We start from the raw sequence: 26,529 nt of genomic DNA, 5'->3' as shown, positions 1-26,529 counted from the left end.
TCCCGGTTCCTTGTCCTGAGCGCTTCTCCTCCGTGGCTCAATGTGGAGGTTCAGTGAAGCGGTCCTGATAATCGCAGGCAGGTACGAATCGTGCATCGCTTTTGGCGTCTCGAGCCCCGGGTGTTGTGCACTCGTTATGCCTGGGCTGTGCCCTCGTCCCAGTCGCACCTTCCGTCCCTTGTGTCCTGTCGGCGCGCAGGCATGCCTATATGCTTCATAAATCCCCTAAAATTGGGCATTCTTCGCATGTGGTGACCTTGGACGTACGGCCTCAGCTGCTCGACGCACTCTCCGCCCTGCGCGACCGTGTCGCCGCCGCACGCTTCCCGCTGCCCCTGACGGGGGCTCCACGCGCGCGTGCCAACCGCGACGAACTGCTCGCCCAGCTCGACGACTACTTGGTGCCCCGGTTGCGGCAGCCCGAAGCGCCATTGCTGGCCGTCGTGGGCGGTTCCACGGGCGCCGGCAAGTCGACGCTCGTCAATTCCCTCGTGGGGCGGCGCGTCAGCGAGGCGGGCGTGCTGCGGCCGACGACACGGACTCCGGTGCTGGTGTGCCATCCGGAGGACCATCACTGGTTCAGCGGCATGCGGGTGCTGCCCGACCTCACGCGCATGTGGGTGCCCGGGCAGGGCCCGGGCGACGATCTTCTGCTGCCCGGCGAGGACGGCAGACGCGTGCTGCGGATCGAGACCGCCGAAACCCTCCCGCCCGGCCTCGCCCTCCTCGACGCGCCCGACGTCGACTCCCTCGTCGCCGACAACCGTGTCCTCGCCGCCGAACTGATCTGTGCCGCGGACATCTGGGTGATGGTCACCACGGCCGCGCGGTACGCCGACGCCGTCCCCTGGCACCTCCTGCGCACCGCCAAGGAGTACCGGGCGACGCTCGTGACCGTCCTCGACCGCGTGCCCCACCAGGTGGTCGGCGAGGTGTCCCGGCAGTACGCCGCACTGCTCACCAAGGCCGGGCTGGGCGACGTACCGCGCTTCACCGTGCCCGAACTGCCCGAGTCCGCCTGGGGCGGCGGACTGCTGCCGGCCACCGCCGTGGCACCGCTGCGGACCTGGCTCGTCCACCACGCCCAGGACCTCGCCGCCCGCCACCACGCGATGGCCCGCACGGCTCACGGCGTCCTCGACTCCCTCAAGACCCGGATGCCCGAACTGGCCGGCGCCGCCGCCGCCCAGTACGCGGCCGCCCTGCGGCTCACCTCGGCCGTCGAGGGGGCGTACGACAGCGAGCACACGCGCGTGCGGGGGCGGTTGCAGAGCGGGGCCGTGCTCGCCGGGGACGCTCTGAAGCGCTGGCGGGCCTTCCCGCTGGACTGCACCGCGAGCGAACTCCTCGACGCCCTCACCGAGAGCCTGGCCGCGCTCCTGCTGTGCGCGGTCACCGCGGCCGACGAGCGCGTCGACGAGGCCTGGCGCCGCGAACCGGGCGCCGCCGCCCCGTCCCTGCTGGAGCACGACCCCTCCCTGGAGACCGCCGAACACCGCATCGGCCTGGCCGTACGACGCTGGCGGCGCGAGCTGGAGGAGTACGCCGAGGAGGAGGTGCGCGAGCTGGAACGCGGGGCCGCGCCCGACCCCGAGGTGATCGCCGCCCTCGTCGCCACCGTCCTGCTGGGCGGCCGCCGGGCGCGCTCGGCGGGCGAGGGGCTCGCCGAACGGCTCGGCGCCCACGGCGCGCTGCGGCTGCGCGACCGGGGGGTACGGCTGCTCGCCGAGCACCTGGACCGCGTGATGCACACCGAACGCGAGCGCCGTCTCGCCCCGCTCGACGGACTCGACGTCCATGCCGAACCCCAGGCCGAACTCATCGCCGCGCTGTCGGTACTGCAGAAGGAGAGGTGACCGGTGACCGCCGTCACGAACCAGGACCACACGGGACACCCCGATCACACGAACCAGCCGGCGACCGCGAAGGCCGGGCCCACGGCGGGCGAGGAGGGGAACGGCGTCCCCGGCGAGGAGGCTTCCGAGGGGCACCCCTCGGAGGCGGCGAGGGCAGGGGCGGACGCCGGGAGGCCGGGACAGGAGAAAGTGGAGAGGGCAGAGGGTGTGGAGAGGGCGGAGGGAGCGAAGAGAGCTGCTGGGAGCGTGGAGGGCAACGGGGATTCCGGGACCGGTGGGCAGTCAGAGGGCCGTGGGGACGGTGAGGACCGCGGGGACGGCGGGCACGTGCGCGTCGGGGGAGGCGGCGGCCGTGCGGGTGCGTGGGAGGGCGGCGGTGGGGTGGCTGCCGGGGATGACGGCACTCACGCGCGCGAGGCGGAAGGCGGCGACCACGCGCGCGTACGGGAAGGCGACGGTCATGTGCGTGTGCTCAAGGGCGACGACCACGCGCGCGTGGTGAAAGGCGACGATCACGCGCGCGTGGCAAGAGGCGACGCATACACGCGCGTGCAGAAGAACGATGACCACGCGCGCGTGCAGACGAACGACGACCACGCGCGCGTGCAGAAAGGTGAGGACCGCGCCGGTGGGCGGAGCAGCGGTGGCCCGGCGCGCGGGCGGGAGGGGGAGCGGCGCGTGCGCGGGGGTGAGGACGACGGGCACGCGGGCGTGCGTGAGGAGCGTCGCCCCCGCGGGCGGGACGACAGCAGCCACACCCCCGCAACGAGCTCGGACGCCGCCGATACCTGGGACGACGGCCTCATCGCGCGCCGTGTGAGCGAGACCTCCCCCGCTGAGCAGCCCGCGGCCGTGGAGATCCGGACCGGCGGCCAGCAGCCCGCGACCCCGCTCGTCTACGACGACTCCCTGCGCTCCCGGCTCGACGCGCTGCGCGAACTGGTGGGGCTCTCCCGCACCCGGCTCGACAGCAAGACGCTCGCCGAGGCCGGCCGTGTCCTGGACGAGGCGGCGGCACGGCGCAGGCTCTCCGGGCAGCACACCGTCGTCGCGATCGCCGGCGCCACCGGCAGCGGCAAGTCACAGTTGTTCAACGCGCTCGCCGGCGTGGCCATCTCGGAGACGGGCGTACGACGGCCGACGACCGCCGCGCCCATCGCGTGCAGTTGGAGCGACGGCGCGTCGACTCTCATCGACCGCCTCGGCATCCCGGGCCGGCTGCGCCGGCGCCCCGTGCAGAGCGCGGAGGCGGAGGCCCAGCTGCGCGGGCTCATCCTGATCGACCTGCCCGACCACGACTCGGCGGCCGTGCAGCACCGCGAGCAGGTCGACCGCGTGCTGGCGCTCGTCGACGCCGTCATCTGGGTCGTCGATCCCGAAAAGTACGCCGACGCCGTGCTCCACGAACGCTATCTGCGGCCCATGGCGGGCCACGCGGAGGTCATGTTCGTCGTCCTCAACCAGGTCGACCGGCTGCCCGGCGAGGCGGCCGAGATGGTCCTCGACGACCTGCGGCGGCTGCTCGACGAGGACGGCATCGCCCTCGGCGAGTACGGCGAACCGGGCGCGACCGTCCTCGCGCTGTCCGCGCTCACCGGCGACGGCGTCGGTGAACTGCGGGAGCTGCTCGGGCAGTTCGTCACGGAACGCGGCGCTGCGGCACGACGGATCTCGGCCGACGTGGACGCCGCCGGATGGCGGTTGCGGCCCGTCTACGCCGCGGGTCGGCGCACGGGCCTCAGCGAGGAGGCGCGGGACGAGTTCGCCGACCGGCTCGCGGACGCGGTCGGCGCCACCGCCGCGGGCGAGGCCGCCGAACGCGCCTGGCTGCGCAACGCCAACCGCGCGTGCGGGACGCCGTGGCTGCGGCTGTGGCGGTGGGTCCAGGGCCGCAGCGACCCGCTCACCGGCCGGATCCCGGTCCGGCCGCAGGCCGACGAGGAGGTCACGGCACGCCAGCGCGTCGAACAGGCGGTGCGGACGGTGTCCGAGCGGGCCTCGGCGGGGCTGCCGGCGCCGTGGGCGCAGGCGGTGCGCGAGGCGGCCGTGCGAGGCGCGCAAGGGTTGCCCGAGGCGCTGGACGAGCTTGCTGTGCGGGCCGGGTTGCCGCCGGGGAGGCCGCCACGGCCGGGCTGGTGGCCGGCGGCCGTGCTGGCGCAGGCGGCGATGACGATCCTTCAGGTGATCGGCGGGCTGTGGCTGGTGGGCCAGATCGCCGGGGTCATGTCACCGAACCTGGGCGTTCCGGTGCTGCTGATGGTGGCCGGCATCGTCGGCGGCCCGCTCGTGGAGTGGAGCTGCCGGATGGCGGCCCGCGGTCCGGCGCGAAGATACGGCCAGGACGCGGAACGGCGCCTGCGGGAGGCGGCGGCCGGCTGCGGCCGGGCGAGGGTCCTGGATCCCCTGGCCGCGGAACTGTTGCGGTACCGGGAGGTACGGGAGCAGTACGGGCGGGTGATGGGGATGGAGGCTGCGGCGAGGTAGGTGATCTTGGGCGGGCGCGACGCGGATCCCTCGTCCGGGTGAGGGGGTTTTCCACAGGTCAGGGGTGATCCACAGCGCTCGGCGGGCCCGTTCCGGCGGAGGCAGTCTGGCTTCACGGCGATCGCGGCGGACGCGGTCACCGTGTCGGACGCAGCCGTACGGGACGGGCCCGTACGTGTATCCGCCCGGTGTGAAGGTCCGGGCAGAGGGAGGGGTTCACGATGAACGAGACGATGGTGTGCGCGGTGGGGAACGTGGCGACGCAGCCGGTGTTCCGGGAGCTGTCGGCGGGCGCGTCGGCGAGGTTCCGGCTGGCGGTGACCTCGCGTTACTGGGACCGCGAGAAGAACACCTGGACCGACGGGCACACCAACTTCTTCACGGTGTGGGCCAACCGGCAGCTGGCCACCAACGCGGCGGCCTCGCTGAACGTCGGGGACCCCGTGATCGTGCAGGGCAGGCTGAAGGTGCGCACGGACGTGCGCGAGGGGCAGCAGAGCTGGACGTCGGCGGACATCGACGCCGTGTCGATCGGTCACGACCTCGCGCGGGGCACGTCCGCCTTCCGCCGCACGGGCCGCTCCGAGCCGACGGCCGCCGGCTCGCCGCCGCAGCCCGAGCCCAACTGGGAGACACCGGCCGCGGATTCAGTGGAGCCGGACACCGCACAGCGACGCGAACCGGCAGCGGTGACGTGATGTCAGAAAGTGCCGACGTCTGACCGAAGGACGGCTTATCGGCGGATCCGCCCCGAGCACCCCGGTGGATTTGTCGATAAGCCCAGCTCGTGGGCGATCTTGGGATAACGATTCCGAGTCGGATCGTCCATCGGATGACCTGACCGGGAAGCCTGGTGCGCCCGCGTCTCTAGGATGCCGACGTGGCTCTCGGGGCTTTTTGATTCTGCTGGTGGGACCGCACCCCCCACGTCAACCGGTCCTGCTCGAAGGGGAATTGCGTGATTTCTTCGTTCTCCGCGCCGTTCACGCGCAGGCGAGGGGCAGTCCGCCTCGCCGCCGGAACGCTGGTGTCCGGACTCGTCGTCGCCGCCGTCGTCTCCACCGCGGGCACGGCCGTCGCCGACGGGACGGCACAGAGCCAGGGCGGAGCAACGGCGACCATAGGCGGCCTCAAGACATACGGCGCCGCCGTGATCCACGACGACAGCGGGGACCAGACGGTCTCGGCGGGCCTGTTCGAGATGTCCGTCGAGGGCGGCGGCACCCTGCAGACCTACTGCGTCGACCTCCACAACCCCACGCAGAAGGACGCCAAGTACCACGAGGCGCCGTGGAGCGGCACCTCGCTGGGCGTCAACAAGAACGCGGGCAGGATCCGTTGGATCCTGCAGAACTCCTACCCGCAGGTCAACGACCTCGCCACGCTGGCGAAGAAGGCCGGCATCGTCGGCGGCCTCACCGAGCAGGACGCGGCGGCCGGCACCCAGGTGGCCATCTGGCGCTACTCCGACGGCGCGGACGTCGACGCCGTCGACCCGCAGGCCGAGCGGCTCGCGGACTACCTCCAGAACTCCGCCCGCGACGTGGCGGAGCCCAGGGCGTCACTCACCCTCGAAGGGGCGGCGGTCTCCGGCCGCCCGGGCGAACTGCTCGGCCCGGTGACGGTACGCACCGACGCGAGCGCGGTCACGGTCGCGCCGCCGCTGGACGCCGCCATCAGCGGAGTGCGGATCGTCGGCAAGGACGGCAAGGACGTCACGTCCGCGACGGACGGCAGCCAGCTGTTCTTCGACGTGCCCGCCGACGCCGCGGCCGGTTCGGCCGAGCTGACCGTCCAGGCCTCGACCACCGTCCCCGTCGGCCGCGCCTTCACCTCCGAGAGCCGCAGCCAGACGCAGATCCTGGCCGGCTCCAGCGAGTCCACCGTGTCCGCGACGGCCACCGCGACCTGGGCGGCGAAGGGCGCCATACCGGCACTGTCCGCGGCGAAGAACTGCGCCGGGAGCGGCCTGGACATCACCGCGGCCAACCAGGGCGACGAGGCCTTCACCTTCGACCTGATGGGCATCGAGCACAGCATCCCGGCCGGCACCTCCCGCACGGTGACGATCCCCCTCCAGGAGGACCAGGCCTACGACTTCACCATCAACGGCCCCCAGGGCACCGGAACCCGCTTCACCGGCGTCCTCGACTGCCACACCCAGGGCGACGGGAGCGCCCTGACCACCCAGACCCTCGCCGAACCGAGCCCGGCCACGGTGGGCGGCGCGTCCGCCACGGGCACGAACCTCGCCACGACGGGCAGCTCCGACGCGACCCCGCTCATCGCGGGCACGGCGATCGGGCTGGTGGTGATCGGCGGAGCGGTTCTGTTGCTGGTGGGACGTAAGGAGAACGGGGCGCAGGGATAGCCGGTGGGGTGGCCTGGAGCCGCCCCGCCGTAGTCACCCCCCGCGAGGGTGATTAGTCGCATTGCGTCCGCAACGCTGCATACGGTTACGTAAAGAGCGATCAGCCAGGCGCGGCCGCGGTTCTGGGGAACAGATGTCTCTTCTGTCATGGAGGTTTCCATGCGTCCGACTCATCGCCTCGCAGCCAAGATCGCCGCTGTCGCCCTTGTGGCCGCCGGCAGTCTGATCGCCCTCCAGCCAGGCGCCTCGGCAGCCCCGACCCACGCGATGACGAGCGTCAGCACGCAGTCAGCCGCGGCCGTGACCGGTTCGGTGACCATCCGTCTGTCCGTCGGCGGCTCGATCACCATTCCCGGCGCCCAGCTCTCCGTCGGCACCACCGTGGACACCGGTGTCCAGGTGTCGGCAGTCAGCGCGGTGACCAACAACACCGACGCCACCCTGGAGTTCTCCGGCGGCGGCAGCGCGAGCATCACCGTCGCGCCCGGGATCTCGGCCGACGTCAGCGCCCTGGGCAGCGGCACTCTGAAGATCACCGTCGACCAGGACGTGTTCTGAGAAGGTGCTGGTCCGTCGGGTCGGCCGTCCGGGCAGTGATGGGCGGCCGACCCGAAGCCCTCCCTGGGCCGTCCGACGCCCCCGGCGTCACTCGATGGCGTCCGACAGCGACAGCCGACCCACCGCAGCGATCAGCGAAACCCCAGGTCAGAGCCCGCTCGCCGAACGGGTTTCCCCCGAGGGGTAGCCGTCCGGCAAGATGGGGTGTATCTGCCCACTGCCAGATTTCAAGCTGCCGGACGGTTTCTCTTGGCTGAGTACATCTACACCATGCGCAAGACGCGCAAGGCACACGGCGACAAGGTGATCCTTGACGACGTCTCGCTGAACTTCCTGCCCGGCGCGAAGATCGGTGTGGTCGGCCCGAACGGTGCCGGTAAGTCGACCGTTCTGAAGATCATGGCGGGGATCGAGCAGCCGTCGAACGGAGACGCGTTCCTGTCGCCGGGCTACAGCGTCGGCATCCTGCTGCAGGAACCCCCGCTGAACGAGGAGAAGACCGTCCTGGAGAACGTCCAGGAGGGTGTCGCCGAGATCAAGGGCAAGCTCGACCGGTTCAACGAGATCGCCGAGCTGATGGCCACCGACTACTCCGACGCGCTCCTCGACGAGATGGGCAAGCTGCAGGAGGAGCTCGACCACGCCAACGCGTGGGACCTCGACGCCCAGCTGGAGCAGGCCATGGACGCCCTGGGCTGCCCGCCCGGCGACTGGCCCGTCGTCAACCTCTCCGGTGGTGAGAAGCGCCGCGTCGCGCTCTGCAAGCTGCTGCTGGAACAGCCCGACCTGCTGCTCCTCGACGAGCCCACCAACCACCTCGACGCCGAGTCCGTGAACTGGCTGGAGCAGCACCTGGCCAAGTACCCGGGCACCGTCGTGGCGATCACCCACGACCGGTACTTCCTCGACAACGTCGCCGAGTGGATCCTCGAGCTCGACCGCGGCCGTGCCTACCCGTACGAGGGCAACTACTCCACGTACCTGGAGACCAAGGCCACCCGTCTCAAGGTCGAGGGCCAGAAGGACGCCAAGCGGCAGAAGCGGCTCAAGGAAGAGCTGGAGTGGGTGCGGTCCAACGCCAAGGGGCGTCAGGCCAAGTCCAAGGCCCGTCTCGCCCGCTACGAGGAGATGGCCGCCGAGGCCGAGAAGATGCGGAAGCTGGACTTCGAGGAGATCCAGATCCCGCCGGGCCCGCGCCTGGGCAACGTCGTCGTCGAGGTCAGCCAGCTCAACAAGGCGTTCGGCGAGAAGGTCCTCATCGACGACCTCTCCTTCACGCTGCCGCGCAACGGGATCGTCGGGGTCATCGGCCCCAACGGCGCCGGCAAGACCACCCTCTTCAAGATGATCCAGGGTCTGGAGACCCCGGACTCCGGCGACATCAAGGTCGGCGAGACCGTCAAGATCTCGTACGTCGACCAGAGCCGCGAGAACATCGACCCGAAGAAGACCCTGTGGGCCGTGGTCTCCGACGAGCTCGACTACATCAACGTGGGTCAGGTCGAGATGCCCTCGCGGGCGTACGTCTCCGCCTTCGGGTTCAAGGGCCCCGACCAGCAGAAGCCGGCCGGGATCCTCTCCGGTGGTGAGCGCAACCGCCTGAACCTCGCGCTCACCCTCAAGCAGGGCGGCAACCTGCTGCTCCTCGACGAGCCGACCAACGACCTCGACGTCGAGACCCTCAGCAGCCTGGAGAACGCGCTGCTGGAGTTCCCCGGGTGCGCCGTGGTCGTCTCCCACGACCGCTGGTTCCTCGACCGCGTCGCCACGCACATCCTCGCCTACGAGGGTGACTCCAAGTGGTTCTGGTTCGAGGGCAACTTCGAGTCGTACGAGAAGAACAAGATCGAGCGGCTGGGGCCGGACGCCGCGCGTCCGCACCGTGCCACCTACAAGAAGCTGACCCGGGGCTGATCTTGCGGCACATCTACCGCTGCCCACTGCGCTGGGCGGACATGGACGCGTACGGCCACGTCAACAACGTGGTCTTCCTCCGGTACCTGGAGGAAGCCCGTATCGACTTCCTGTTCCGCCCGGAGAAGGACTTCAAGCAGGGGTCCGTGGTGGCGCGCCACGAGATCGACTACAAGCGGCAGCTCGTCCACCGGCACCGTCCCGTGGACATCGAGCTGTGGGTCACGGAGATAAGGGCGGCGTCCTTCACCATCGCCTACGAGGTGAAGGACGGCGACCAGGTCTACGTCCGCGCCTCGACGGTGATAGTGCCGTTCGACTTCGCGGCGCAGCGGCCCCGTCGGATCACTGACGAGGAGCGCGCGTTCCTGGAGGAGTACCGGGACGACAAGGAGGCCGTCGCCGCATGACGGTGCTCCACCTCGCCGACGAGGGGGAGGCGGCGGACCTCGCGGCCTTCCTCTCCCGGCTGCTCCACTACGACCGTGGAGCCGCGGTCCGGCTGCAGGCGGCCGGCACCGCGCTGGCCGTCTTCGGGCGGCCGCCGTCCTTCGAGGTCCTGGCGATCCGGGCGGTGCGGCTGGCCAAGCCGTACGAGAACGGGCTCGACGTCACGCTGGACGTGACCGTGTCCGCCGGTGAGCTGCTGGAGAGCGTGGACGAGACGGCGGCGACGGCCGCCGTGCCCGGCGCGGTGACCGGGCCGCCGTGGGCGGGCGTGCTGCCGCCGCGCGGCGGCTGGCGGCCCGAGGCGGGGCTGCCGGCACCGGACGCGCTGCGGGCGATGGTCGGCGCGGCGGTCGCCGAGTTCCGGCGCCGTACCGAGGAGCTGGCGCCCGAGCGGCGGACGCGCGCCGAACTCGACCGGATCGGGCGGGAGATCTGGTCCCGGACGGTCGGGGACACCGGCCTGCCCGTGCGGGCCGTGCACGCGGCCCAGTCCCTGGGCTTCCTGCGACCGACCGCTGCCGCGCCCCAGGACGCCGGGCTGTTCTCCTCGGGGGCGTGGCTGCGGCTGCGGACCGCGTACGGGTCGATCGCCGTGCGGCGGGGAACGGGGCTCGGGGGGCTCGATCTCAGCGTGCGCTGAGCAACCTCCCCCACAAGCCCCCACACAGGCCCCCACGCAAGCCCCCCCACACGGGCCCCCGCAAGCCCCCCACACAGGCCCCAAGCTCACGGGCCTGTCCGGCACGGTTCCGGGTCAGTCCGGGGTGTTCACCATCGACGCGGCCGCGTACGTCAGGTAGTTCCACAGCGTCTGCTCGTGCTCCTCGGAGAGACCGAGCTCGTCCACCGCGTCCCGCATGTGCTTCAGCCAGGCGTCGTGCGCCGCCCGGTCCACGGTGAAGGGGGCGTGCCGCATGCGCAGCCGGGGGTGGCCGCGGTTGTCGCTGTACGTCGTCGGACCGCCCCAGTACTGGATCAGGAACAGGACCAGGCGCTCCTCGGCCGGGCCCAGGTCCTCCTCGGGATACATGGGCCGCAGGATCGGGTCCTCGGCGACCCCCTCGTAGAAACGGTGGACCAGCCGGCGGAAGGTCTCCTCCCCGCCGACCTGCTCGTAGAAGGTCTGCTCCTGAAGCGTGCCGCGCCGAATCTCTTTCACGTCCTCCATGCTCTCAGACGCGGAGACCGAGGACTGCAGGCTTAGGACCCTCGGTCCCGAGGCCTGCGGCACTCGCCTCCCGTCGCGTCCCGCAGCACAGTGGAGTCATGAGTACACAGCGCGCTCCCGACAAGGACCTGGAGGACCTCGCCGCCTCGGCGCGGGCGGCGCTGGTGCGGGAGATCGAGGCGAGCGGGGCCTTCGCCGCCGACCCGGGGTGGACGGAGGCCTTCGCGGCCGTGCCACGTCATCTCTTCGTGCCGTACTACTACGTGAGCGGTGCCGGGGGATACGAGCGGCGCTGGGGGGAGAGCCCCGATCCGCGGACCAGGGAGCGCTGGATCACCGGTGCGTACGAGGACACCCCGCTGGCGACCCGGCTGCGGGACGGTGAGCTGCTCTCCTCCAGCAGCCAGCCCTCGCTGATGGCCCTGATGCTGGTCGAGCTGCGGGTGGAGAAGGGGAACCGGGTGCTGGAGATCGGCGCCGGCACGGGATACAACGCGGCGCTGCTGTCGTACCGGCTCGGCGACGAGCAGGTCACCACCGTGGACCTGGATCCGGAGATCACCGAGTCCGCCCGGCGGCATCTCGCGGCCGCCGGGTACCACCCCGTCGTCGTCACGGGGGACGGGGCGCGCGGGGTGCCGGAGCGGGCGCCGTTCGACCGGATCATCGCGACCTGTCAGCTGGCGTCGGTCCCGCGCGCCTGGCTCGCCCAGTGCCGCCCGGGCGCCCGGATCCTGACACCGCTGGCCACCGGTCTGGTCGCGCTGACGGTGCGGGACGCCGAGCACGCCGAGGGGAACTTCCTGCACACCCCCGCCTACTTCGTGCCGTTGCGCGGCGCGGACCGGCCCGAGCCGGAGCCGGTGGCGCTGGGCGGGGTGCCGCAGCGGGCCAGGGCGAGCGACCTGTTCCGGTTCCTGCTGGCGCTGACCCGGGGCACCCTCGACCCGCAGGAGGCGCACGCGATGTGGGAGCGGGAGGAACGGCCCGGACGGGAGCGGTACGGCATCACCGTCGGCGGCGAGCACGCGTGGGCGTGGCTGGACGACCCGGAAGGGCCTTACGCCTGGCCCCTTCCGGGCTCGTCGGGTAAGGCCTAGCCGTGCCTAGCCGCGGCGGACCGTGATCGTCGTCCACGCGCCGACGTGGACCCGGTCGCCGTCCTGCAGCGGCACCGGCACGAAGGGCTGGATCGGTTCGTCCGAGCCGTTGACCGTCGTGCCGTTCGTCGAGTTCTGGTCGACGACCGCCCAGCTGCCGTCCGGCTGCTGCACCAGCACCGCGTGCTGGTGCGAGACGCCCGGGTCCTCCGGCGGCACCGACAGGTCGATGTCGGGGGTCTCGCCGGTGGAGTGACGGCGGCGGCCGATGGTGATCTGGTTGCCGGTCAGCGTGCGCTGCTGCTCCGGGGAGTACGCGGGCAGGTTCAGCCCCGTGGCCTCGGGGCCGGAGCGCTGCATCATCGCCATGAAGTAATCGCGGTCCGGGCCTATCGTCACCGTCCAGGTCGCCGGCTGCTGCGGGAACGCCGGGCCGGGCGGGGGCGGGGCCTGGGTGGCACCGGGCTGCGGGTAGCCGTAGCCGCCGCCCTGGGCGCCGCCGGGACCGCCGGGAGCGGTGTTCGACGGCGGGGAGATCACCCAGTCGTCGTCGGTGCCGCCGAAGGACGGGCCGGGCGGGGGCGGGGCCTGGGTGCCGCCGGGCTGCGGGTAGCCGGGCGGGGCGGACGGCTGGAAGGCCTGGGGTGCGCCCGGAGCCGTACCGCCAGGGCCACCGGGGCCGCCGGGCGGCGGCGGGGCCGGCCGTGAGGGGTCGCCACCGAAGCCGGAGGAGCCACTGGGACCACCCGGGCCGCCGGGACCCGACGGGGCGGATCCGGGCGGGCCGGGCGGACGGCCGCCGGGGCCGGCGGGCTCGCGCCGGAAGGGGTCACCGGACGGCCCGGAGGACGGGCTGCGTCCGAAGGGGTCGCCGGGCCCACCCGACGGTCCACCGAAGGCACCCGCGGCCGGGCCACCGACCGGACCACCCGGGTCCGACGGACCGCCGGCGGTGCTGCCCGGGCCGCCGGGCTCACGCCCGAACGGCTGCCCACCGCCCGGGCCGCCGGGCTCACGTCCGAAGGGCTGCTGTCCGCCACCGGGACCGCCCTGCTCCCGTCCGAACGGGCCACCCTGACCGCCCGGGCCGCCGGGCTCACGTCCGAAGGGCTGCTGTCCGCCACCGGGAGCGCCCTGTTCCCGTCCGAACGGGCCACCCTGACCGCCCGGACCGCCGGGCTCACGTCCGAAGGGCTGCTGTCCGCCACCGGGACCGCCCTGCTCCCGTCCGAACGGGCCACCCTGACCGCCCGGACCCGAAGGCCGGGACGGCTCGCTGCCGAACGGCGGGCCCGGCGGGATGGGTTCGGCGGGGCGGTTCACCTGGGACGGGCGGGAGCTCTGGTACTCGAAGGAGTCGCTGCCGCCGAAGGACGGGGGCGGCGGCTGGAACCGCGCGCCCGGGCCGCCCGGACCGCCAGGCCCCCCGCCGGGACCACCGGGTCCCCCGGGACCCGACGGTCCCGGGCCGGGTGCCGGCGGGCGCGGGGCTGCCGGGGTGTACGAGGTCGCCGTGTTCGTCAGGAAGTTCCACCGGCACTCCTCGCAGAACGGCGCACCGCCCTCACGGGGCGTACGGCACTGCGGGCACAGCTGGGGCTCGGCGTCCGGTACGGCGGACAGGTGGCGGCCGTCGGGACGGCCGCCGGGGCCGGGCGGGGGCGGCGGGAAGCCGTATCCTCCGCCGGCCGTCGGCGGCGGGGGAGGGGGCGGCGGTACGGCACCGGCCATGCGGTGACCGCAGACCTCGCACCAGTCGTCGGAACCCGACTGGTGTCCGTTCGGGCAGGTCGGCATGTCGGCGCGTCCCCCTCTCCTTCGGTGTCCTACAGGGGCCTGCTGGGGTCCTACTAGGTCACTTCTTTACACGAACTGTCTTTGTGGACCGGGTCTCGAGGGTCATCTCGTCTGCCTCCGCGACCTTCGCCTTCAGTCGCACAGTACCTGTCACGGCATCGACCACGTCCACCACCTTCGCAAGCAGTTTCGCAGTATCGGCGTTCCCGGAGACACTCGCGAGCTGAACGGCCCGGCCCAGTTTGGCCGTTGCTCCATCCATATCGCCCGCTTTGCGAAGGTCCAGCCCCTGTTGGATGACCTGGGCCAGTTCGGCCTGCCCGGTGTAATGCGCGACCTGCGGGTTGATCGAGGTGGAGGCGGCCATGTCGTCGGTCCACACGGCCCGTACGAGGCCCTGGGCGCCCAGGTTCTGCACGCTGCTGTCGGGCTGCGGGACGACCAGCGAGACGCGGGCCGCCAGCATCTCCTGGCCGATGTTCGCGGCCGGGACCTCGACGCAGACGTGGTAGTCACGGGACTCGTCGCCCCAGGAACCGGTGGGGTAGTCCCCGGAACGCGGGCCGGACTCGATACGGCGGTCGGTCAACTCCTCGACGGTCGGGGCGACCTGCTTGACGAACTTGATGCCGGTGCCGACCGGGGTCCACAGCCGGAGGGCGACGTCCGCGACCTCCTTGCCCATCGCCGTCTCCATCATCTGCGTGAAGTCGGCGGCGAGGCCGGCCGGGTCGGCGACGATGTCGGCGGTGCCGAGCAGCGCCGAGGCGATCCCTGTGACTTCTTTCACTTCCCAGTCGGTGCCCACGCCGCGGGCGTCACAGGTGAAACGGCCGGCGCAGGAGTCCAGGGCGGCCTTGAGGTCCTGCGGCGACTCGTGCTCGTTGCGGCCGTCGGTGAGCAGGATGCCGTGGCGGATGGCGACGTCGGCGGTGGACAGCAGCCGGTCGGCCAGGCGCAGCCAGGTGCCGATCGCCGTGCCGCCACCCGCGCTGAGCCGGCGCAGGGCCTGCTTGGCCTGCTCGCGGGTCGTGGCGTCGGCGACCGCGAGGTGCCCGCCGCCCGGGTAGACCTCCTTGGCCACGTGGGTGCCGTCGATCACCGCGAAGTGCACGCCGTCGCGCAGGGTGTCGATGGCGGCGGCCGTGGCGTCGCGGGCGTTGCGCATCTTGGTGGGCGGGTAGTCCATCGAGCCCGAACAGTCGACCATGATCGCCACGGCCGCGGACGGGCCCTGGCCCGGCGCGTACAGGTGCGGTGCGGCGACGGCGCTGCCGATCGTGCCGCCGCCGGTGGCGGTGACCGTCACGATCGCGTTGACCTCGCGGCCGCCTTCCGGCAGGTACTCGTTCTGGTAGACGTCCACCGAGAACTGCGGCACGTTCGACTTCGAGAAATTGGCCATACCTACTCAAATCCCCCTTGAAACCCCCACGGTCGTGGGTGATGACGGTGGACGGACCGGTCCCCTCCGGTCCGCCGCTGCTTCCCCGTGTGCGACGTGCGTTGTACGGCTCTGTGGGGCCTCAGGTTCGTGTGGCCTCAGGCCGATCCTGCCCCCTGCGCGGGGGCGGGGAACGGCAGGACCGCCACTGTTACGTTGTCGTGCCCGCCGCCGTCCAGCGCGTGCCCGACGAGCACCCGGGCGCCGTGCAGCGGCCGTACGGCGGCGTCGAGGGGGAGCGCCTCGGCCATCTCCTCGGCCGCCTCCGCGTAGTTCCACAGGCCGTCGGTGCAGACGACCACCACACCCGGGCGGTCCGGCTTGAAGGACGCGGTGTGCGGCTCCAGTTCGTAGGCGTCGGCACCGAGCCAGCCGGTGATCGCGTGGGCGCGGTCGTCGGCGTAGGCCTCCGCCTCGTTCATCAGGCCCGCGGCGACCATCTGGGCGGCCCAGGAGTCGTCCTCGGTGAGCCGGGCCGGCGCTGAACCGCGGTCCGCCGGGACCCAGTAGACGCGGCTGTCGCCGACCCAGCCGACGACCAGCAGGCCGGCGGTGACGACCGCGCCGACGAGGGTGCAGGCGGGGGCGTTCTGGTGCGGGGCGTGTTCGCGGGCGGTGGCGGGCTCCCCGGCGAGCGCGTTGACCGCGTGCGAGGCGGCGACGATCGCCTCGTGCATGGCCTGCTGCGGGTGCGTGCCCTGCGGCAGGGCCGTCAGCAGCGACTGGCTCGCCGCCCGGGAGGCGGCCAGTGAGGCCTCGTCCGGGCGGGTCGCGGAGGACACGCCGTCGCAGACGATCGCCACGAGCGCGGGGGAGCCGTCGGGCAGCGCGGTGTGGCCGATGCCGAAGGCGTCCTCGTTGCGGTGGTGACGCAGGCCGCGGTCGCTGACGGCGGCCACGGGGCCCGACTCCTGCTCCATGTGGTCGCGTTCGCGCGGCTGGGCGTGCCCGCAGTTCTCGCAGTAACCGTCGTCGTCGACCCGTCCCGCACGGCAGGCCACGCACACCTTGGCGGTCTCCGCGACCGCCGCGGCCTCGGCGGCCACCCGCGGGTCGGGCGCCTGCAACGGATACTCCTCGGGCTCCGCCGGCCGATCGAACCGGACACCGGAGGCGGGGGCACCGGGGGGCGGGGGAGGGACAGGGGCCCCGGGCGGCACAGGGCCGCCGCCGGGAGGCTCGGGGCTGCCCGGAGGCAGGTGAGCCGCGGCGGGCGCGGGCGGCAGGTGCCCGCCACCGACGCCCGGGCCGGGCACCGGCGCACCGCCGAAGCCGGGACCCGTCGCGGGCGTGCCACTGGCGTCCGCGCCCGGCGTCGGGGCGTTGGTGAAGCCCGGGCCGGGAGTGTGCGCACCCGAGCCGTCCGCGCCCGGCACCGGCGTTCCGGTGAAGCCCGGGCCGGGAGTGTGCGCACCGCTGGCGTCCGCGCTCGGCGTCGGGGTGCCGCTGAACGGCGAGCCCGGTGCCGGTGCACCGCTCATGTCCGCGCGCGGCACCGGCGTTCCAGTGAAGCCCGGGCCGGGAGCGTGCGCACCGCTGGCGTCCGCGCTCGGCGTCGGGGTGCCGCTGAACGGCGAGCCCGGTGCCGGTGCACCGCTCATGTCCGCGCCCGGCAGCGGGGCGCTGCGCACACCCTGGCCCGGGAGCGGCGCACTGCTCGCCGGTGAGCCCGGCACCGGAGTACCCGTCAGGTCCACGCCCGGCACCGGCGCAGCGCCGAAACCCGAGCCCGGCAACGGCGCACCGCTCATCTGAGAGCCCCCCATCGGAGCCCCGCCGATGCTCTGGCCCGGCACCGATGTGCCGGTGACCGAGCCCGGCGTCGGCGTACCGGCCACCGTGACCGGCGCAGGCATGCCGGTCACCGAACCCGACACCGAGGCGCCGGCAACCACTCCCGGCACCGGTGTGCCCGTCGCTGCAGCGGGCACGGGCGTGCCGGTCACGGTTCCGGGCACCGGCGTGCCTGTGGCCGCTCCCGGCACCGAGGCGCCGGCGACGACTCCCGGCACCGGCGTGCTTGTGGCAGCACCCGGCCCGGGTGTGCCGGTCACCGAACCCGACACCGGCGCGCCGGCAACCGCTCCCGGCGCCGGTGTGCCGACAGCCCCGCCCGGCAGAGCCCCTCCGCTCACCTCCGAGCCGTTCATCGTGAGGGTCGGGTTGTCGGTCGGGTGGGGTGGTACGGCGGACAGGTCGTATCCGCACGCGCCGCAGAAACGGTCGCCCGCGTCGAGCGGCTCCGCGCAGCTCGGGCAGGTCGGCAGGGCGGCCTGCCGGGGCATCTGGGACATCAACTACACCCACGTCCGGGGGCGGTAACGATTGGCACGTTCCACCAGGTCGATCCTCTCCTCACCGCCGGTCGCCAGCCGGGCCAGCGTGCGGTACGAACGCTCCAGGCCGAAGCGGAGTCCCCGCTCGTCCAGGTCGCTGCCGAGCAGTGCCCGCCGGGTGCCGGGGCCGGTGCCCTGGCCACCGGAGAGTATCCAGTCCAGGGCGCTGCCGAGGACTTCTGCCGACAGTTGCTCGCGCCGCGTCGGATCCAGCCCGTACGCGTCCAGCGCCTCGATCTGCGCCGCGGCGGCGGTGAGGTCCTCCAGGAAGGGTACGTCGGCGGCGGCCGCCGTCCGTTGCCGGAGCCGGGCGCGGACGGCCGCGACCCGGGCCGCCGTGTAGTGGATGGAGGACTCCGGCACCGACTCCAGCGTCCGTACGGCACTTCGGCGGTCACCGGCCGCGAGCTGCACACGGGCCAGGCCGAACGCGGCGCTCACATAGCTCGGGTCGGTCGACCACACGAGCCGGTAGTACTCGGCGGCGTTGTCCAACTGCCCCAGCATCTCCGCGCACAGGCCGAGGGCCAGCTTGGGCGCGGGCTCCCCCGGGAAGGCGTCGTAGATCGCGTCGAAGGCGAGCGCGGCGCCCTCCTGGTCGCCGGTGACCAGCGAGGCCACTCCCCGGTACCAGACGACCCGCCAGTCGTCGGGCCGTTCGTCCTCCAGCTCGGCCAGGGATGTGAGGGCGGCGTCGAAGTCGCCGTTCTCCAGCCAGGCGCGGATCTGCCGCAGCCGGGTCTCGACGGACGGCGCCGGCGCGGCGGCGAGCGCCGTGATCAGCTCGGCCGGTGCGGAGGCCAGCAGGCCCGCCAGGAAGCCCGCGTTGGGGTCGACCGGGTCGACGTGCGGGACGGGCAGCGCGAGGGCGGCGGCGGGGGCGTTGACGGGCTTGACGAGGCCGGGGGTGACGGCACCGGCACCCGGCGACGTGAGAGCTCCCGCGCTCGGCAGCGTCACGGCGCCGGGCGCAGTCACGGCTCTCGCACCCGGCAGCGCGACGGCCCCGCCGTTCGGTGCCCCGGCCGTGACCGCACCGCCCGAGGACCGCGCCGACCTGACGATCCGTGCGCCCAGCCGCGACACCTCCCCGTCGAGCTTCGGGAACAACTCCGTGTCCGTGACCTTCACTTCGGGCCCGAACAGCGTCGACAGCGCGGGCCGCGCCCGCCCTGACTGCAGCGAGACCACCTCGCGCAGGACACCCGTCAGCTGCTCCGCCATCTCCTGCGCGGAGGCGAAGCGGCGGGCCGGGTCGGGGTCGGTGGCGCGGACCAGGAGCCGGTAGAAGGACTCGTACCGGCGGAAGACCTCGATGGAGTCGGGGTCGGGGAGCGAGTCGGCGAAGACGGTGGTGTAGCCCTGGAAGTCGAAGGTCAGGACGGCCAGCGTGCGGCCGACCGTGTAGAGGTCGCTCGCGACCGACGGGCCGGCCTCGGCGACCTCCGGCGCCTGGTAGCCGACCGTGCCGTAGATCGCCGACTCGTCGTCGTCCATGCGGCGCACGGCGCCCATGTCGATCAGCTTGAGCTGGTCCTCGGTCTGGATCGCGTTGTCGACCTTGAAGTCGCAGTACAGCAGGTTGCGGCTGTGCAGATGGCCGAGCGCCTCCAGGGCCTCGATGCCGTACGCGCACGCCTGCTCCACCGGCAGCGGGTCCCGCTTGCCCTCGGGTGTGCGGCGGGCGTTGGCGATCTCCTTCAGGGACTTGCCGCCGACGTACTCCATGACGATGTAGCCGTCGAGCGAGCCCGTGCGCTGGTCGAGGTGTTCGACGAAGTTGTAGATCCGCACGATGTTGGCGTGCTCGATCTCGGCGAGGAAGCGCCGTTCGGAGATGGCCGCCGCCATCGCGTCCTGGTCGCCCGTGTCCAGGAGGCCCTTCAGCACCACCCAGCGGTCCGACACCGCGCGGTCGACGGCCAGGTAGATCCAGCCGAGGCCGCCGTGCGCGAGGCAGCCCACGACCTCGTACTGGCCGTGCACGACGTCGCCGGCCTTCAGCTTGGGGACGAAGGAGTACGGGTGGCCGCACTTGGTGCAGAAGCCCTCCGTGCGCCCGGGGCGGTCACCACGCGCGCGGCCCACGGGGCCGCCGCAGTCGGAGCGTGAGCAGAACCGCTTGCGCTCGGGCACCTCGGGGTTGTAGAGCACCATCGAGCGCGGGTCGGGCTTCGGCACCTGCGGCACCGAGACGAGTCCCACGCCGAGCCGCGCGCGCCCGGAGGAACTGGCCGACGAACCGGAGCTGCGCACCGACACCGAGCGGCCCGTCGACTTGCCCGACAGCGACCGCGAGAGCCGGCCCGACACCGAGCGGCGCGACTTCGACGACTGCGAGGACGTGCGCGAGCTGCGGGCGCTGCGCGCGCTGCGTGAACTGCCGCTGCCCGCCGAGCCCCGGCCGCCGCCGGTCACCCCGGTGGGCGGCGAGCCGACCAGCCCTCCCCCAGAGGGGGGACCCCCAGCCGACACGACCGGGGCCAGACCGCAGGTGTCGCAGTACAGCTCGCCGCCGCCCACGTCCTCGTACGACCCGTCGCAGTCCGGCCGCTGGCACGACTGCCCTGCCTGACTCATGACCTCACTCCCTCCCCCTTCGGCGCTCACGCGCCGGGCCCCCTGTGGTCCTGAGGCCCGCCCTGCTCCGGCACGCGCGGGGCGGCGAGCAGCTCGGCGGCCGCCTGCTGGTAGCGCAGGACGGCCTGTTCGGCGACGCGCAGGTCGCAGGGCGCGCTCCACAGCATGCGGCGCGCCGCGTCGTAGCGCTCGATGAGGAACGGGTCCTCGGCGAGCCCGTGCCGGGCGACCTTCGCCTTGTACGCGTCGAGGCGGCCGCGCAGCTCCGCGCGGACCGCCAGCGGCGCGGTGACCGCGGTCAACGACTCGCGGGCGCGCAGCAGTTCGTCCTCCGCCTTCTGCTCCAGGGACTCCAGGAGCGGGGACAGGCGGTGCCACTGGGCCTGTCTGCGGTACTCGGCGGCCGTCGCCAGCTGCTCCTGCAGCGCGGTCGGCGGTCCGCTGACGACCGGCACCTCCGTCGCGGCGATCTTCGCGAGCACCTCGCCGCGCGCGGTTCGCGCCTCGGCGAGCGTACGGTCCGCGCGCGACAGCACGTCCCGCAGCTTCACCAGCCGCTTCTCGGCGTCCTGACGGACCGTCAGTACGGCGTCGATCTCCCGGCGCACGTCCTCCAGGGCGCGTGCCTCCCGGTCGTAGACCGTGGTGTCCGGGCGGCCGCCGCCCGGCGCCGAACTGCCCTGCGTGGGCAGCCAGAACGCCAGCGGGTCGGAGACCACCTGCTCGCGCAGACGCGTCAGGGTGCGGGTGATGCGCTCCAGGTCGTCGCCCGCCGGATGTTCACCCGGGCGCACACCGACGGAGTGCGCGAGCCGGCGGGTGCGCTGCAGCTCCGCGGCCAGTAAATCGATCCGGGCGGGCAGCGCCGACCACACCGCGTCGGCGGCGACGACCATGTCCAGCGACGAGGCGTACAGCTCGTTCATCCGGTCGACGAGGGCGGTCAGCGAGAAGCTCTGGCTGAGCTTGCCCGTGCCGTGCAGGGTGGGCGCGCCCGCCAGCGCCGAGCCGGCGACCGTGACGGACTCGCCGCGCAGCAGCTCCGTCAGCTCCACCAGGTCCTCGCGGCTGGACCAGCGGCGCCGCGAGCGGATCTCACGGGCGGAGCGCAACGCGTCCGTGTACGCGTCGAAGTACGCCCACAGCAGCGTGATCGACGCCTCCGTGTCCGCCCAGCGCTGCTTGGTGACGCCGGTGAGCTCGGCACCCTCGAGGAGCCTGCGGCCGGCGTGGTCCTGGAGGGCCAGCAGCGAGGTCTCGATCGCCTCGTGCTCCTGGCCGAGCCGCGCCAGCGCACGGTCCACCTCGTCCCGGTCCATTACCGGCCCGGGGGGTCCCGTGACGCCCATCGATCACCTCTCGCTGCTGTGTTGGTCTCTCGCTCGGCCCGCCGCCTGCCCGTCGGTCCGTCAACTCGTGCGCAGATACTGCGGCGCGGGCGGCCTCGACGTCGCCGCGTCCTCACCCAGTGTGGCCGACAGCCACTTGTCGTACGACGCCTGCCAGCCGTTCGCGCGGTACTGCACCAGGATCTGGTTGACCCGACGTACCAGATCGTCGGCGTCCTTCTTCATCGCCACCCCGTAGTACTCGGCTGTGAACGGCGCGCCCTTGAGCTCCACCGTCGGGTCCTGGGCGGCCTGGCTCGCCGCCAACGCGCCGTCGGTGACGACCGCGTCGACCTCACCGAGCTGCAACCGCACCAGGCAGTCCAGCTGGTTGGGGACGGTGACGGAGATGTCCGTGTCGGCGGGCAGCTTGCCGGCCTTGCGGTCCTGGGTCAGCTGCGTGTTGGCGGTCGAACCGGCCGCCGTGCAAACCTTCTTCTTCGCCAGCGTGTCGTCGTAGCCCTTGATCGTCGAGGACTTGGGCGCGAGGACCTGCTGGCCCGTCCTGAAGTAGGGCGCCGAGAACGCGACGTCCTTCACACGGTCGCAGGTGATCGTCATCGTGCGCACGACCATGTCGACCCGGCCCTCCTGGATCGCCGGGATGCGCTGGTTGGTCGGAATCGCCTTGAACTGCACGGCCTTCGGGTCGCCGAGGATGTCCTGGGCGATCCGGTGGACCAGGTCGATGTCGAAGCCCTCCAGGGCGGCACCGGTCGTGTTGGGGTTGCGGTAGCCCCAGCGGTAGCTGTTCTGGTCGACGCCGACGATCAGCTTGCGCTTCTCGCCCTGCCGGGCCTTGATCGCGGCGATCGTCGGACCGTCCGCCGCCGACGGCGACAGCGTCTGCTTCTCCGGGTTCTTGCACGTCGCGTCGGCCGCCGGGGTGCCCTCGGCGACGCCCCGGCCGCCCGTGCCGGTGCTGCCGTCGCCCTGCGACCGGGCCCACGGCAGCAGCAGCACGAAGGCCAGCGCGAGGGCACAGACGACCGCCATCGCACCGACTCCGCCCCAGCCCTTCAGGCCGGCCCGCATCCGTCGCGCACGCACCGTCACGCCCTCTTTCACCGGTACTCCCCCTTTCACCGGTACTCCGACAGCCTGCGGCCGATGCCGAGGACCGCGCCCGCCGCGCCCAGGACGGCGAGCACGGCCGCACCGACCGGCAGACCGCCCATCGCGTCCAGGCCGTCGCCGGCCGCCTGCCTGAACTCGTTCTGCTCGTGGTTCAGCGCGCGCGCCAGGTTCGCGTCGACGCTGTCGAAGCACTCGCCGGTGGCACCCTTGCCGCCGATCACCAGGGCCAGCGCCTGCTCGTAGTTGCCGTTGTCGTCCTGGGAGCGGGCCGCGGTGTGGCGCTTCTTCCACTCGGCCATGTTGCTCTCGGCCTGAGTGACCGGCTTCTCGCCCGTCGGGTCGTCGGCGAGCCTCGCCGCCTGCGTGAGGCCCTTGCCGAGGACGTTCATGTCCGTGGTGAAGTCGTGGTCGTACCTGTCGACCGTCAACTCCTCCCCGTCGGCCGTCACCTTCACGGTCTCGGCTCCGCGTGCGACCAGCGTGAGGTTCTCGTTGCCGCGGGCCTTGAGGGAGGCGATCCGGGCGTCGTGCAGGACGTTCAGCGAGCGGACACCGTGGTCGTAGGAGTCGTTCAGGCCGGCGCGGGCCACGCTGTGGCCGACGGCGAGCCACAGGAGGACGACCGCGGTGGCCGCGGTGGCCGCGACCAGGCCGTGGTTCAACACGCGGTTCGTGCGGCGGTAGTTGCGGTGCTGGGCCCAGGCGAGCGCGGCCAGCGCGAGGACGCCCAACGCGATCGCCGCCCACGGGTAGGGCGTGGCGTCCGCGTAGTCGTCCTTGAGGCGCTGGTTCTCCTTCTTGTAGAGATCCTCGGCCGCCGGGAGCATCTCCTTCTGCATCTTCTGGTTCGCGTACCGCAGGTAGGCGCCGCCGACCGGGAAGCCCTGCCGGTTGTACGTACGGGCGCGCTCGACCAGGCCCTTGTACTCCGGCAGCAGCTTGTTCAGCTTGGTGATGGCCGCCGAGGAGGGGGAGTCGGGGTCGGAGTTGTTCGCCGCGGTCACGAGCTTCGCGGCGGCCGTGTCGATGTCGTCCTCGTAGCGCTTGCGCGACTCGGCCGTCTCCTGTCCGCCGGCCAGGAAGCCGCTGGAGGCGGCGGTGTTGGCGTCGGCGAGGGAACGGTAGATGTCGGCGGCGGCCGTGCTGAGGGGCTGACTCTTGTTGAGCACGTCGTCGGCGGCGGTCGAGCGGTCGGTCATCTGCCAGGACGTGACCGCGCCGAACGCGACGACCAGGAGGGCGAGGAGGGCGCCGATGATGCGGAGCCGGCCCGGCTCCGTGGTCGCGGCGGCGCGCAGCTGGTCGACGCCCTCGGCGAAGGCCGTGCGGCGGGGCTCCGCCGGTGCCGAGGTCTTGGCGGGCGTGGGCGGTGGAGTCGCCGGAGCCGCGCTGATCGTTGGCGGGTTTGCCACGTTCTCTGACCTCCCCCGTGGTCATGTGTCGGCGCCAGTATCGCAGCCAATGCGTGCTGGTGAACACGCGGTGGCTTTGTGTTCGGTTCCACCGTGGGGGAGGGGGGGTGTTCGTCGGGGTGCGGGTGGGTTGTGGCTGGTCGCTCCCCCACTCTCGGCTCCGCTCGAGCGGGGGACCCCATCGCGGCGGAGCCGCGTGTCGACACGGTCCACGCCCCTTGGGTCGGTGCAGTCACGCATGATGCCCAGCCGCCCCGTCGAGCCGCGGGCAGTCGTGCCACCCGGGGCGGCTCCCGACCCACAGAAGGGGGCATCCCGCAAACGGTGGGCTGCGCGACCCACCTCCAGCACCGACTCCGCTCAACCCTCGAAGTACGTCCGCACCTTGTCCTGCGCCCGAGCGTCGGCTCCCACTCGGTCCAAGCCCAGCAGCGCAGCCCCCAGCACCGGCCGCTCCCGTACCACACGCGCCACGGCCTTCGGTGCTTTTGCCGCCAGCAACTCCCGTACTCCGTCGTCCAGTTGCTGGTGTCCCGCCGCCAGCACACCGCCCCCCAGCAGCACCGGTGTCTCCTCTGCCAGCAGGTCCAGGCGGGTCAGGGCCACCACCGCCATCGTCACCACCTCCTCGGCCAGGCGGTCGACGAGTGTGCGGGCCAGCTCGTCGCCCTGTGTCGCCGTCGCGAAGAGGACGGGGGTGAGTTCGTGGCGGCGGGCGGGCGGGATGCGCTCCAGGTGGAGGGCCTCGATCAGGGCGTACATGGACGGCAGGGCGAAGTGGGCCGGGAGCGTACGGGTCAGGGCGGTCGGGCCGCCCCGGCCGTCCTCCGCCCTCGCCGCGTGCCAGACGGCCTCCTCCGCCAGGCCCCAGCCGCCGCCCCAGTCGCCGGAGAGGCGGCCGAGGGCGGGGAAGCGGGCGGTGCGGCCGTCGGGGCGCATGCCGACGCAGTTGATGCCTGCGCCGCAGACGACGGCCACGCCCCGGGGTTCGGCCACGCCGGCCCGCAGGATGGCGAACGTGTCGTTGCGGACCTCCACCGACGCGCCCCACGCGCGTGCGTGCAGGGCCGCCGCCAGCTGTTCCTCCTCCACGGGCAGGTCGGCGTTGGCCAGGCAGGCCGAGACATGGGTCGCCGAGGTGACGCCGGCGGCGGTGTACGCACGCGTGACGGTGTCCGCGAGGGCGTCCACCGCCGGGCCCACGCCCACCGCGGGCGGGCGGAAGCCGCCGCCGCGGGCCGTGGCGAGCACCTCGCCGTCGGCCGCCACGACGGCGACATCGGTCTTGCTGTTGCCCGCGTCGATGGCGAGGACGCTTGCGGTCAGGCCCACGCGAGGTGCTCCCGGTTGTGTGCGATCAGTCGGTCGGTCAGTGTGTCGGCGTACTCGTACTGGCCGATCAGGGGGTGGGCCAGGAGGGCCCGGAAGACACGGTTGCGGCCGCCGTGCAGGGCCGCCTCCAGGGCCAGGTGCTCATAGGCCGTCACGTTCGCCATCAGGCCCGCGAAGAGGGGGTCCGGTTGCGTGACCGGGAGGGGGGACGGGCCCTTCGGGCCGACCGCCGCCTGGACCTCGATCACCGCGTCGTCCGGGAGGAAGGACAGCGTGCCGTGGTTGTACGCGTTCACCACCTGGTACGGGCTGCCGGAGCCGGTGAGCAGCGCGGCCGCCAGGTCCACGGCGGCCTCCGAGTAGTAGGCGCCGCCGCGCCGCGCCAGCAGCTCCGGCTTCTCGTCCAGGGACGGGTCGCCGTACATCTGCAGCAACGTCCGCTCCATCGCGGCGACTTCGGCCGCCCGCGACGGCTTCGTGCGCAGCTCCCGGACGACCTCGTCGTGCGCGTAGTAGTAGCGCAGGTAGTACGACGGGACCACCGACAGGCGGTCCAGGAGGGGGCGGGGGAGGTGCAGGTCCGCCGCGATCGTGTCGCCGTGGTCGGACAGCAGCTTCGGCAGGACGTCCTCGCCCTCCGGGCCGCCGAGGCGTACGCCCGTCTCCCAGGTGAGGTGGTTGAGGCCGACGTGGTCCAGATGGACGTCCGCGGGCGCGACCCCCAGCATCCCCGCGAACCTGCGCTGGAAGCCGATCGCCACGTTGCACAGCCCGACCGCCCTGTGCCCGGCCTGGAGCAGGGCACGGGTGACGATGCCGACCGGGTTGGTGAAGTCGATGATCCAGGCGCGGGGGTTCGTACGGCGGACCCGTTCGGCGATGTCCAGGACCACCGGGACCGTGCGCAGCGCCTTGGCGAGGCCGCCCGCGCCGGTCGTCTCCTGACCGACGCAGCCGCACTCCAGGGGCCAGGTCTCGTCCTGCTCCCGGGCGGCCTGGCCGCCGACGCGGAGCTGGAGCAGTACGGCGTCGGCGCCGTCGACGGCCGCGTCCAGGCCGGAGGTGGTGACGATCCGGCCGGGGTGCCCCTGACGGGCGAAGATGCGCCGCGCCAGCCCGCCCACCAGCTCCAGGCGTTCGGCGGCCGGGTCGACCAGGACCAGCTCCTCCAGCGGGAGGGTGTCCCGCAGACGGGCGAAGCCGTCGATCAGTTCGGGGGTGTAGGTCGAGCCTCCGCCGACCACGGTGAGTTTCATACGTCG

22 protein-coding genes are annotated in these 26,529 nt (G+C 72.8%); 11 read left to right on the top strand and 11 right to left on the bottom strand.

Features of this window, described 5'->3' with window-relative positions:
* Positions 1-248: 248 nt before the first annotated feature.
* Positions 249-1,856, top strand: a complete 1,608-nt coding sequence (locus tag IE263_RS34865) for a dynamin family protein (RefSeq protein WP_189942040.1) — start codon at positions 249-251, stop codon at positions 1,854-1,856.
* Positions 1,857-2,138: 282 nt separating this feature from the next.
* On the opposite strand, the gene IE263_RS34860 is transcribed toward IE263_RS34865, so the two are convergent.
* Positions 2,139-2,372: a hypothetical protein gene (locus tag IE263_RS34860; RefSeq protein WP_189942039.1), complete on the bottom strand. Its 234-nt coding sequence runs from the start codon at positions 2,370-2,372 to the stop codon at positions 2,139-2,141.
* A gap of 195 nt (positions 2,373-2,567) precedes the next feature.
* Here IE263_RS34860 and IE263_RS34855 point away from each other — a divergent pair, with 195 nt between their 5' ends.
* From IE263_RS34855 to IE263_RS34825, 7 genes are all read left to right on the top strand, one after another.
* Positions 2,568-4,340, top strand: a complete 1,773-nt coding sequence (locus IE263_RS34855) for a YfjP family GTPase (RefSeq protein WP_444545105.1) — start codon at positions 2,568-2,570, stop codon at positions 4,338-4,340.
* Positions 4,341-4,561: 221 nt separating this feature from the next.
* On the top strand, positions 4,562-5,038 hold the full coding sequence (locus IE263_RS34850; RefSeq protein WP_189942038.1) for a single-stranded DNA-binding protein: 477 nt from the start codon (positions 4,562-4,564) through the stop codon (positions 5,036-5,038).
* A gap of 260 nt (positions 5,039-5,298) precedes the next feature.
* Positions 5,299-6,711, top strand: a complete 1,413-nt coding sequence (locus tag IE263_RS34845; protein ID WP_189942037.1) for a thioester domain-containing protein — start codon at positions 5,299-5,301, stop codon at positions 6,709-6,711.
* Between the two features lie 159 nt (positions 6,712-6,870).
* Positions 6,871-7,269 (top strand): hypothetical protein, encoded by a 399-nt coding sequence (locus IE263_RS34840; protein ID WP_189942036.1) that lies wholly within the window; start codon positions 6,871-6,873, stop codon positions 7,267-7,269.
* A gap of 249 nt (positions 7,270-7,518) precedes the next feature.
* Entirely contained in the window at positions 7,519-9,183 is a 1,665-nt protein-coding gene (gene ettA / locus IE263_RS34835) for an energy-dependent translational throttle protein EttA (protein ID WP_189942035.1), read from the top strand.
* Positions 9,184-9,185: 2 nt separating this feature from the next.
* Positions 9,186-9,593, top strand: coding sequence for an acyl-CoA thioesterase (locus IE263_RS34830; protein WP_189942034.1), 408 nt, complete (start codon positions 9,186-9,188; stop codon positions 9,591-9,593).
* Entirely contained in the window at positions 9,590-10,273 is a 684-nt protein-coding gene (locus tag IE263_RS34825) for a DUF8185 domain-containing protein (protein WP_189942033.1), read from the top strand. Before IE263_RS34830 ends, IE263_RS34825 begins: the two co-directional genes overlap by 4 nt.
* 114 nt (positions 10,274-10,387) lie before the next feature.
* Here the strand turns inward: IE263_RS34825 and IE263_RS34820 are convergent, their stop codons facing one another.
* Positions 10,388-10,801 carry a globin gene (locus IE263_RS34820; RefSeq protein WP_189942032.1) on the bottom strand — a complete coding sequence of 138 codons (414 nt, stop codon included), beginning with the start codon at positions 10,799-10,801 and terminating at the stop codon, positions 10,388-10,390.
* A gap of 98 nt (positions 10,802-10,899) precedes the next feature.
* Here IE263_RS34820 and IE263_RS34815 point away from each other — a divergent pair, with 98 nt between their 5' ends.
* Positions 10,900-11,901: a methyltransferase domain-containing protein gene (locus IE263_RS34815; protein WP_189942031.1), complete on the top strand. Its 1,002-nt coding sequence runs from the start codon at positions 10,900-10,902 to the stop codon at positions 11,899-11,901.
* Positions 11,902-11,907: 6 nt separating this feature from the next.
* Here the strand turns inward: IE263_RS34815 and IE263_RS34810 are convergent, their stop codons facing one another.
* The 3 genes from IE263_RS34810 to IE263_RS34800 all read right to left on the bottom strand — a co-directional run bounded on the left by IE263_RS34810 (position 11,908) and on the right by IE263_RS34800 (position 16,518).
* Positions 11,908-13,698 (bottom strand): FHA domain-containing protein, encoded by a 1,791-nt coding sequence (locus tag IE263_RS34810; protein WP_189942030.1) that lies wholly within the window; start codon positions 13,696-13,698, stop codon positions 11,908-11,910.
* A 58-nt stretch (positions 13,699-13,756) separates the two neighbouring features.
* Positions 13,757-15,103: a VWA domain-containing protein gene (locus IE263_RS34805; RefSeq protein WP_189942029.1), complete on the bottom strand. Its 1,347-nt coding sequence runs from the start codon at positions 15,101-15,103 to the stop codon at positions 13,757-13,759.
* 137 nt (positions 15,104-15,240) lie between these two features.
* The gene (locus IE263_RS34800; RefSeq protein ID WP_229911337.1) at positions 15,241-16,518 is read right to left on the bottom strand and encodes a PP2C family protein-serine/threonine phosphatase; all 1,278 of its coding nucleotides are present in this window, start codon (positions 16,516-16,518) and stop codon (positions 15,241-15,243) included.
* On the opposite strand from IE263_RS34800, the gene IE263_RS48980 reads away from it, so the two are divergent.
* Both IE263_RS48980 and IE263_RS50155 read left to right on the top strand, forming a co-directional pair.
* On the top strand, positions 16,433-16,897 hold the full coding sequence (locus tag IE263_RS48980) for a hypothetical protein (RefSeq protein WP_229911341.1): 465 nt from the start codon (positions 16,433-16,435) through the stop codon (positions 16,895-16,897). The two genes, IE263_RS34800 and IE263_RS48980, sit on opposite strands and share 86 nt — an antisense overlap.
* 24 nt (positions 16,898-16,921) lie before the next feature.
* A complete protein-coding gene (locus IE263_RS50155) occupies positions 16,922-17,464 on the top strand; it encodes a hypothetical protein (protein ID WP_189942027.1) in 543 nt (180 codons plus the stop codon).
* On the opposite strand, the gene IE263_RS34790 is transcribed toward IE263_RS50155, so the two are convergent.
* The 6 genes from IE263_RS34790 to IE263_RS34765 form a co-directional block, all read right to left on the bottom strand.
* Positions 17,440-20,058, bottom strand: coding sequence for a serine/threonine-protein kinase (locus IE263_RS34790; RefSeq protein WP_189942026.1), 2,619 nt, complete (start codon positions 20,056-20,058; stop codon positions 17,440-17,442). The genes IE263_RS50155 and IE263_RS34790 overlap by 25 nt on opposite strands.
* Positions 20,059-20,084: 26 nt before the next feature.
* Positions 20,085-21,407, bottom strand: a complete 1,323-nt coding sequence (locus tag IE263_RS34785) for a coiled-coil domain-containing protein (protein WP_189942025.1) — start codon at positions 21,405-21,407, stop codon at positions 20,085-20,087.
* A 60-nt stretch (positions 21,408-21,467) separates the two neighbouring features.
* The gene (locus tag IE263_RS34780; protein WP_189942097.1) at positions 21,468-22,481 is read right to left on the bottom strand and encodes a glutamate ABC transporter substrate-binding protein; all 1,014 of its coding nucleotides are present in this window, start codon (positions 22,479-22,481) and stop codon (positions 21,468-21,470) included.
* Between the two features lie 47 nt (positions 22,482-22,528).
* Positions 22,529-23,935, bottom strand: a complete 1,407-nt coding sequence (locus IE263_RS34775) for a GlnX family signal transduction membrane protein (protein WP_189942024.1) — start codon at positions 23,933-23,935, stop codon at positions 22,529-22,531.
* 360 nt (positions 23,936-24,295) lie between these two features.
* The gene (locus tag IE263_RS34770) at positions 24,296-25,267 is read right to left on the bottom strand and encodes an N-acetylglucosamine kinase (RefSeq protein ID WP_189942023.1); all 972 of its coding nucleotides are present in this window, start codon (positions 25,265-25,267) and stop codon (positions 24,296-24,298) included.
* Entirely contained in the window at positions 25,258-26,523 is a 1,266-nt protein-coding gene (locus IE263_RS34765) for a 6-phospho-beta-glucosidase (RefSeq protein WP_189942022.1), read from the bottom strand. The genes IE263_RS34770 and IE263_RS34765 overlap by 10 nt, the downstream gene beginning before the upstream one ends.
* Positions 26,524-26,529: the final 6 nt, after the last annotated feature.

It is taken from the genome of Streptomyces aurantiogriseus (assembly GCF_014649375.1).
GTDB lineage: Bacteria > Actinomycetota > Actinomycetes > Streptomycetales > Streptomycetaceae > Streptomyces > Streptomyces aurantiogriseus.
This window is presented reverse-complemented; position numbering and strand designations above follow the sequence as displayed.

What these genes read in the sequence shown, in the direction of transcription:
- IE263_RS34850 (WP_189942038.1), top strand. Translation starts at nt 4,562, where the DNA reads ATGAACGAGACGATGGTGTGCGCGGTGGGGAACGTGGCGACGCAGCCG.
- IE263_RS34840 (WP_189942036.1), top strand. Translation starts at nt 6,871, where the DNA reads ATGCGTCCGACTCATCGCCTCGCAGCCAAGATCGCCGCTGTCGCCCTT.
- IE263_RS34825 (WP_189942033.1), top strand. Translation starts at nt 9,590, where the DNA reads ATGACGGTGCTCCACCTCGCCGACGAGGGGGAGGCGGCGGACCTCGCG.
- IE263_RS34820 (WP_189942032.1), bottom strand. Translation starts at nt 10,801, where the DNA reads ATGGAGGACGTGAAAGAGATTCGGCGCGGCACGCTTCAGGAGCAGACC.
- IE263_RS34815 (WP_189942031.1), top strand. Translation starts at nt 10,900, where the DNA reads ATGAGTACACAGCGCGCTCCCGACAAGGACCTGGAGGACCTCGCCGCC.
- IE263_RS34810 (WP_189942030.1), bottom strand. Translation starts at nt 13,698, where the DNA reads ATGCCGACCTGCCCGAACGGACACCAGTCGGGTTCCGACGACTGGTGC.
- IE263_RS34805 (WP_189942029.1), bottom strand. Translation starts at nt 15,103, where the DNA reads ATGGCCAATTTCTCGAAGTCGAACGTGCCGCAGTTCTCGGTGGACGTC.
- IE263_RS50155 (WP_189942027.1), top strand. Translation starts at nt 16,922, where the DNA reads ATGCTCTGGCCCGGCACCGATGTGCCGGTGACCGAGCCCGGCGTCGGC.
- IE263_RS34790 (WP_189942026.1), bottom strand. Translation starts at nt 20,058, where the DNA reads ATGAGTCAGGCAGGGCAGTCGTGCCAGCGGCCGGACTGCGACGGGTCG.
- IE263_RS34785 (WP_189942025.1), bottom strand. Translation starts at nt 21,407, where the DNA reads ATGGGCGTCACGGGACCCCCCGGGCCGGTAATGGACCGGGACGAGGTG.
- IE263_RS34780 (WP_189942097.1), bottom strand. Translation starts at nt 22,481, where the DNA reads ATGCGGGCCGGCCTGAAGGGCTGGGGCGGAGTCGGTGCGATGGCGGTC.
- IE263_RS34765 (WP_189942022.1), bottom strand. Translation starts at nt 26,523, where the DNA reads ATGAAACTCACCGTGGTCGGCGGAGGCTCGACCTACACCCCCGAACTG.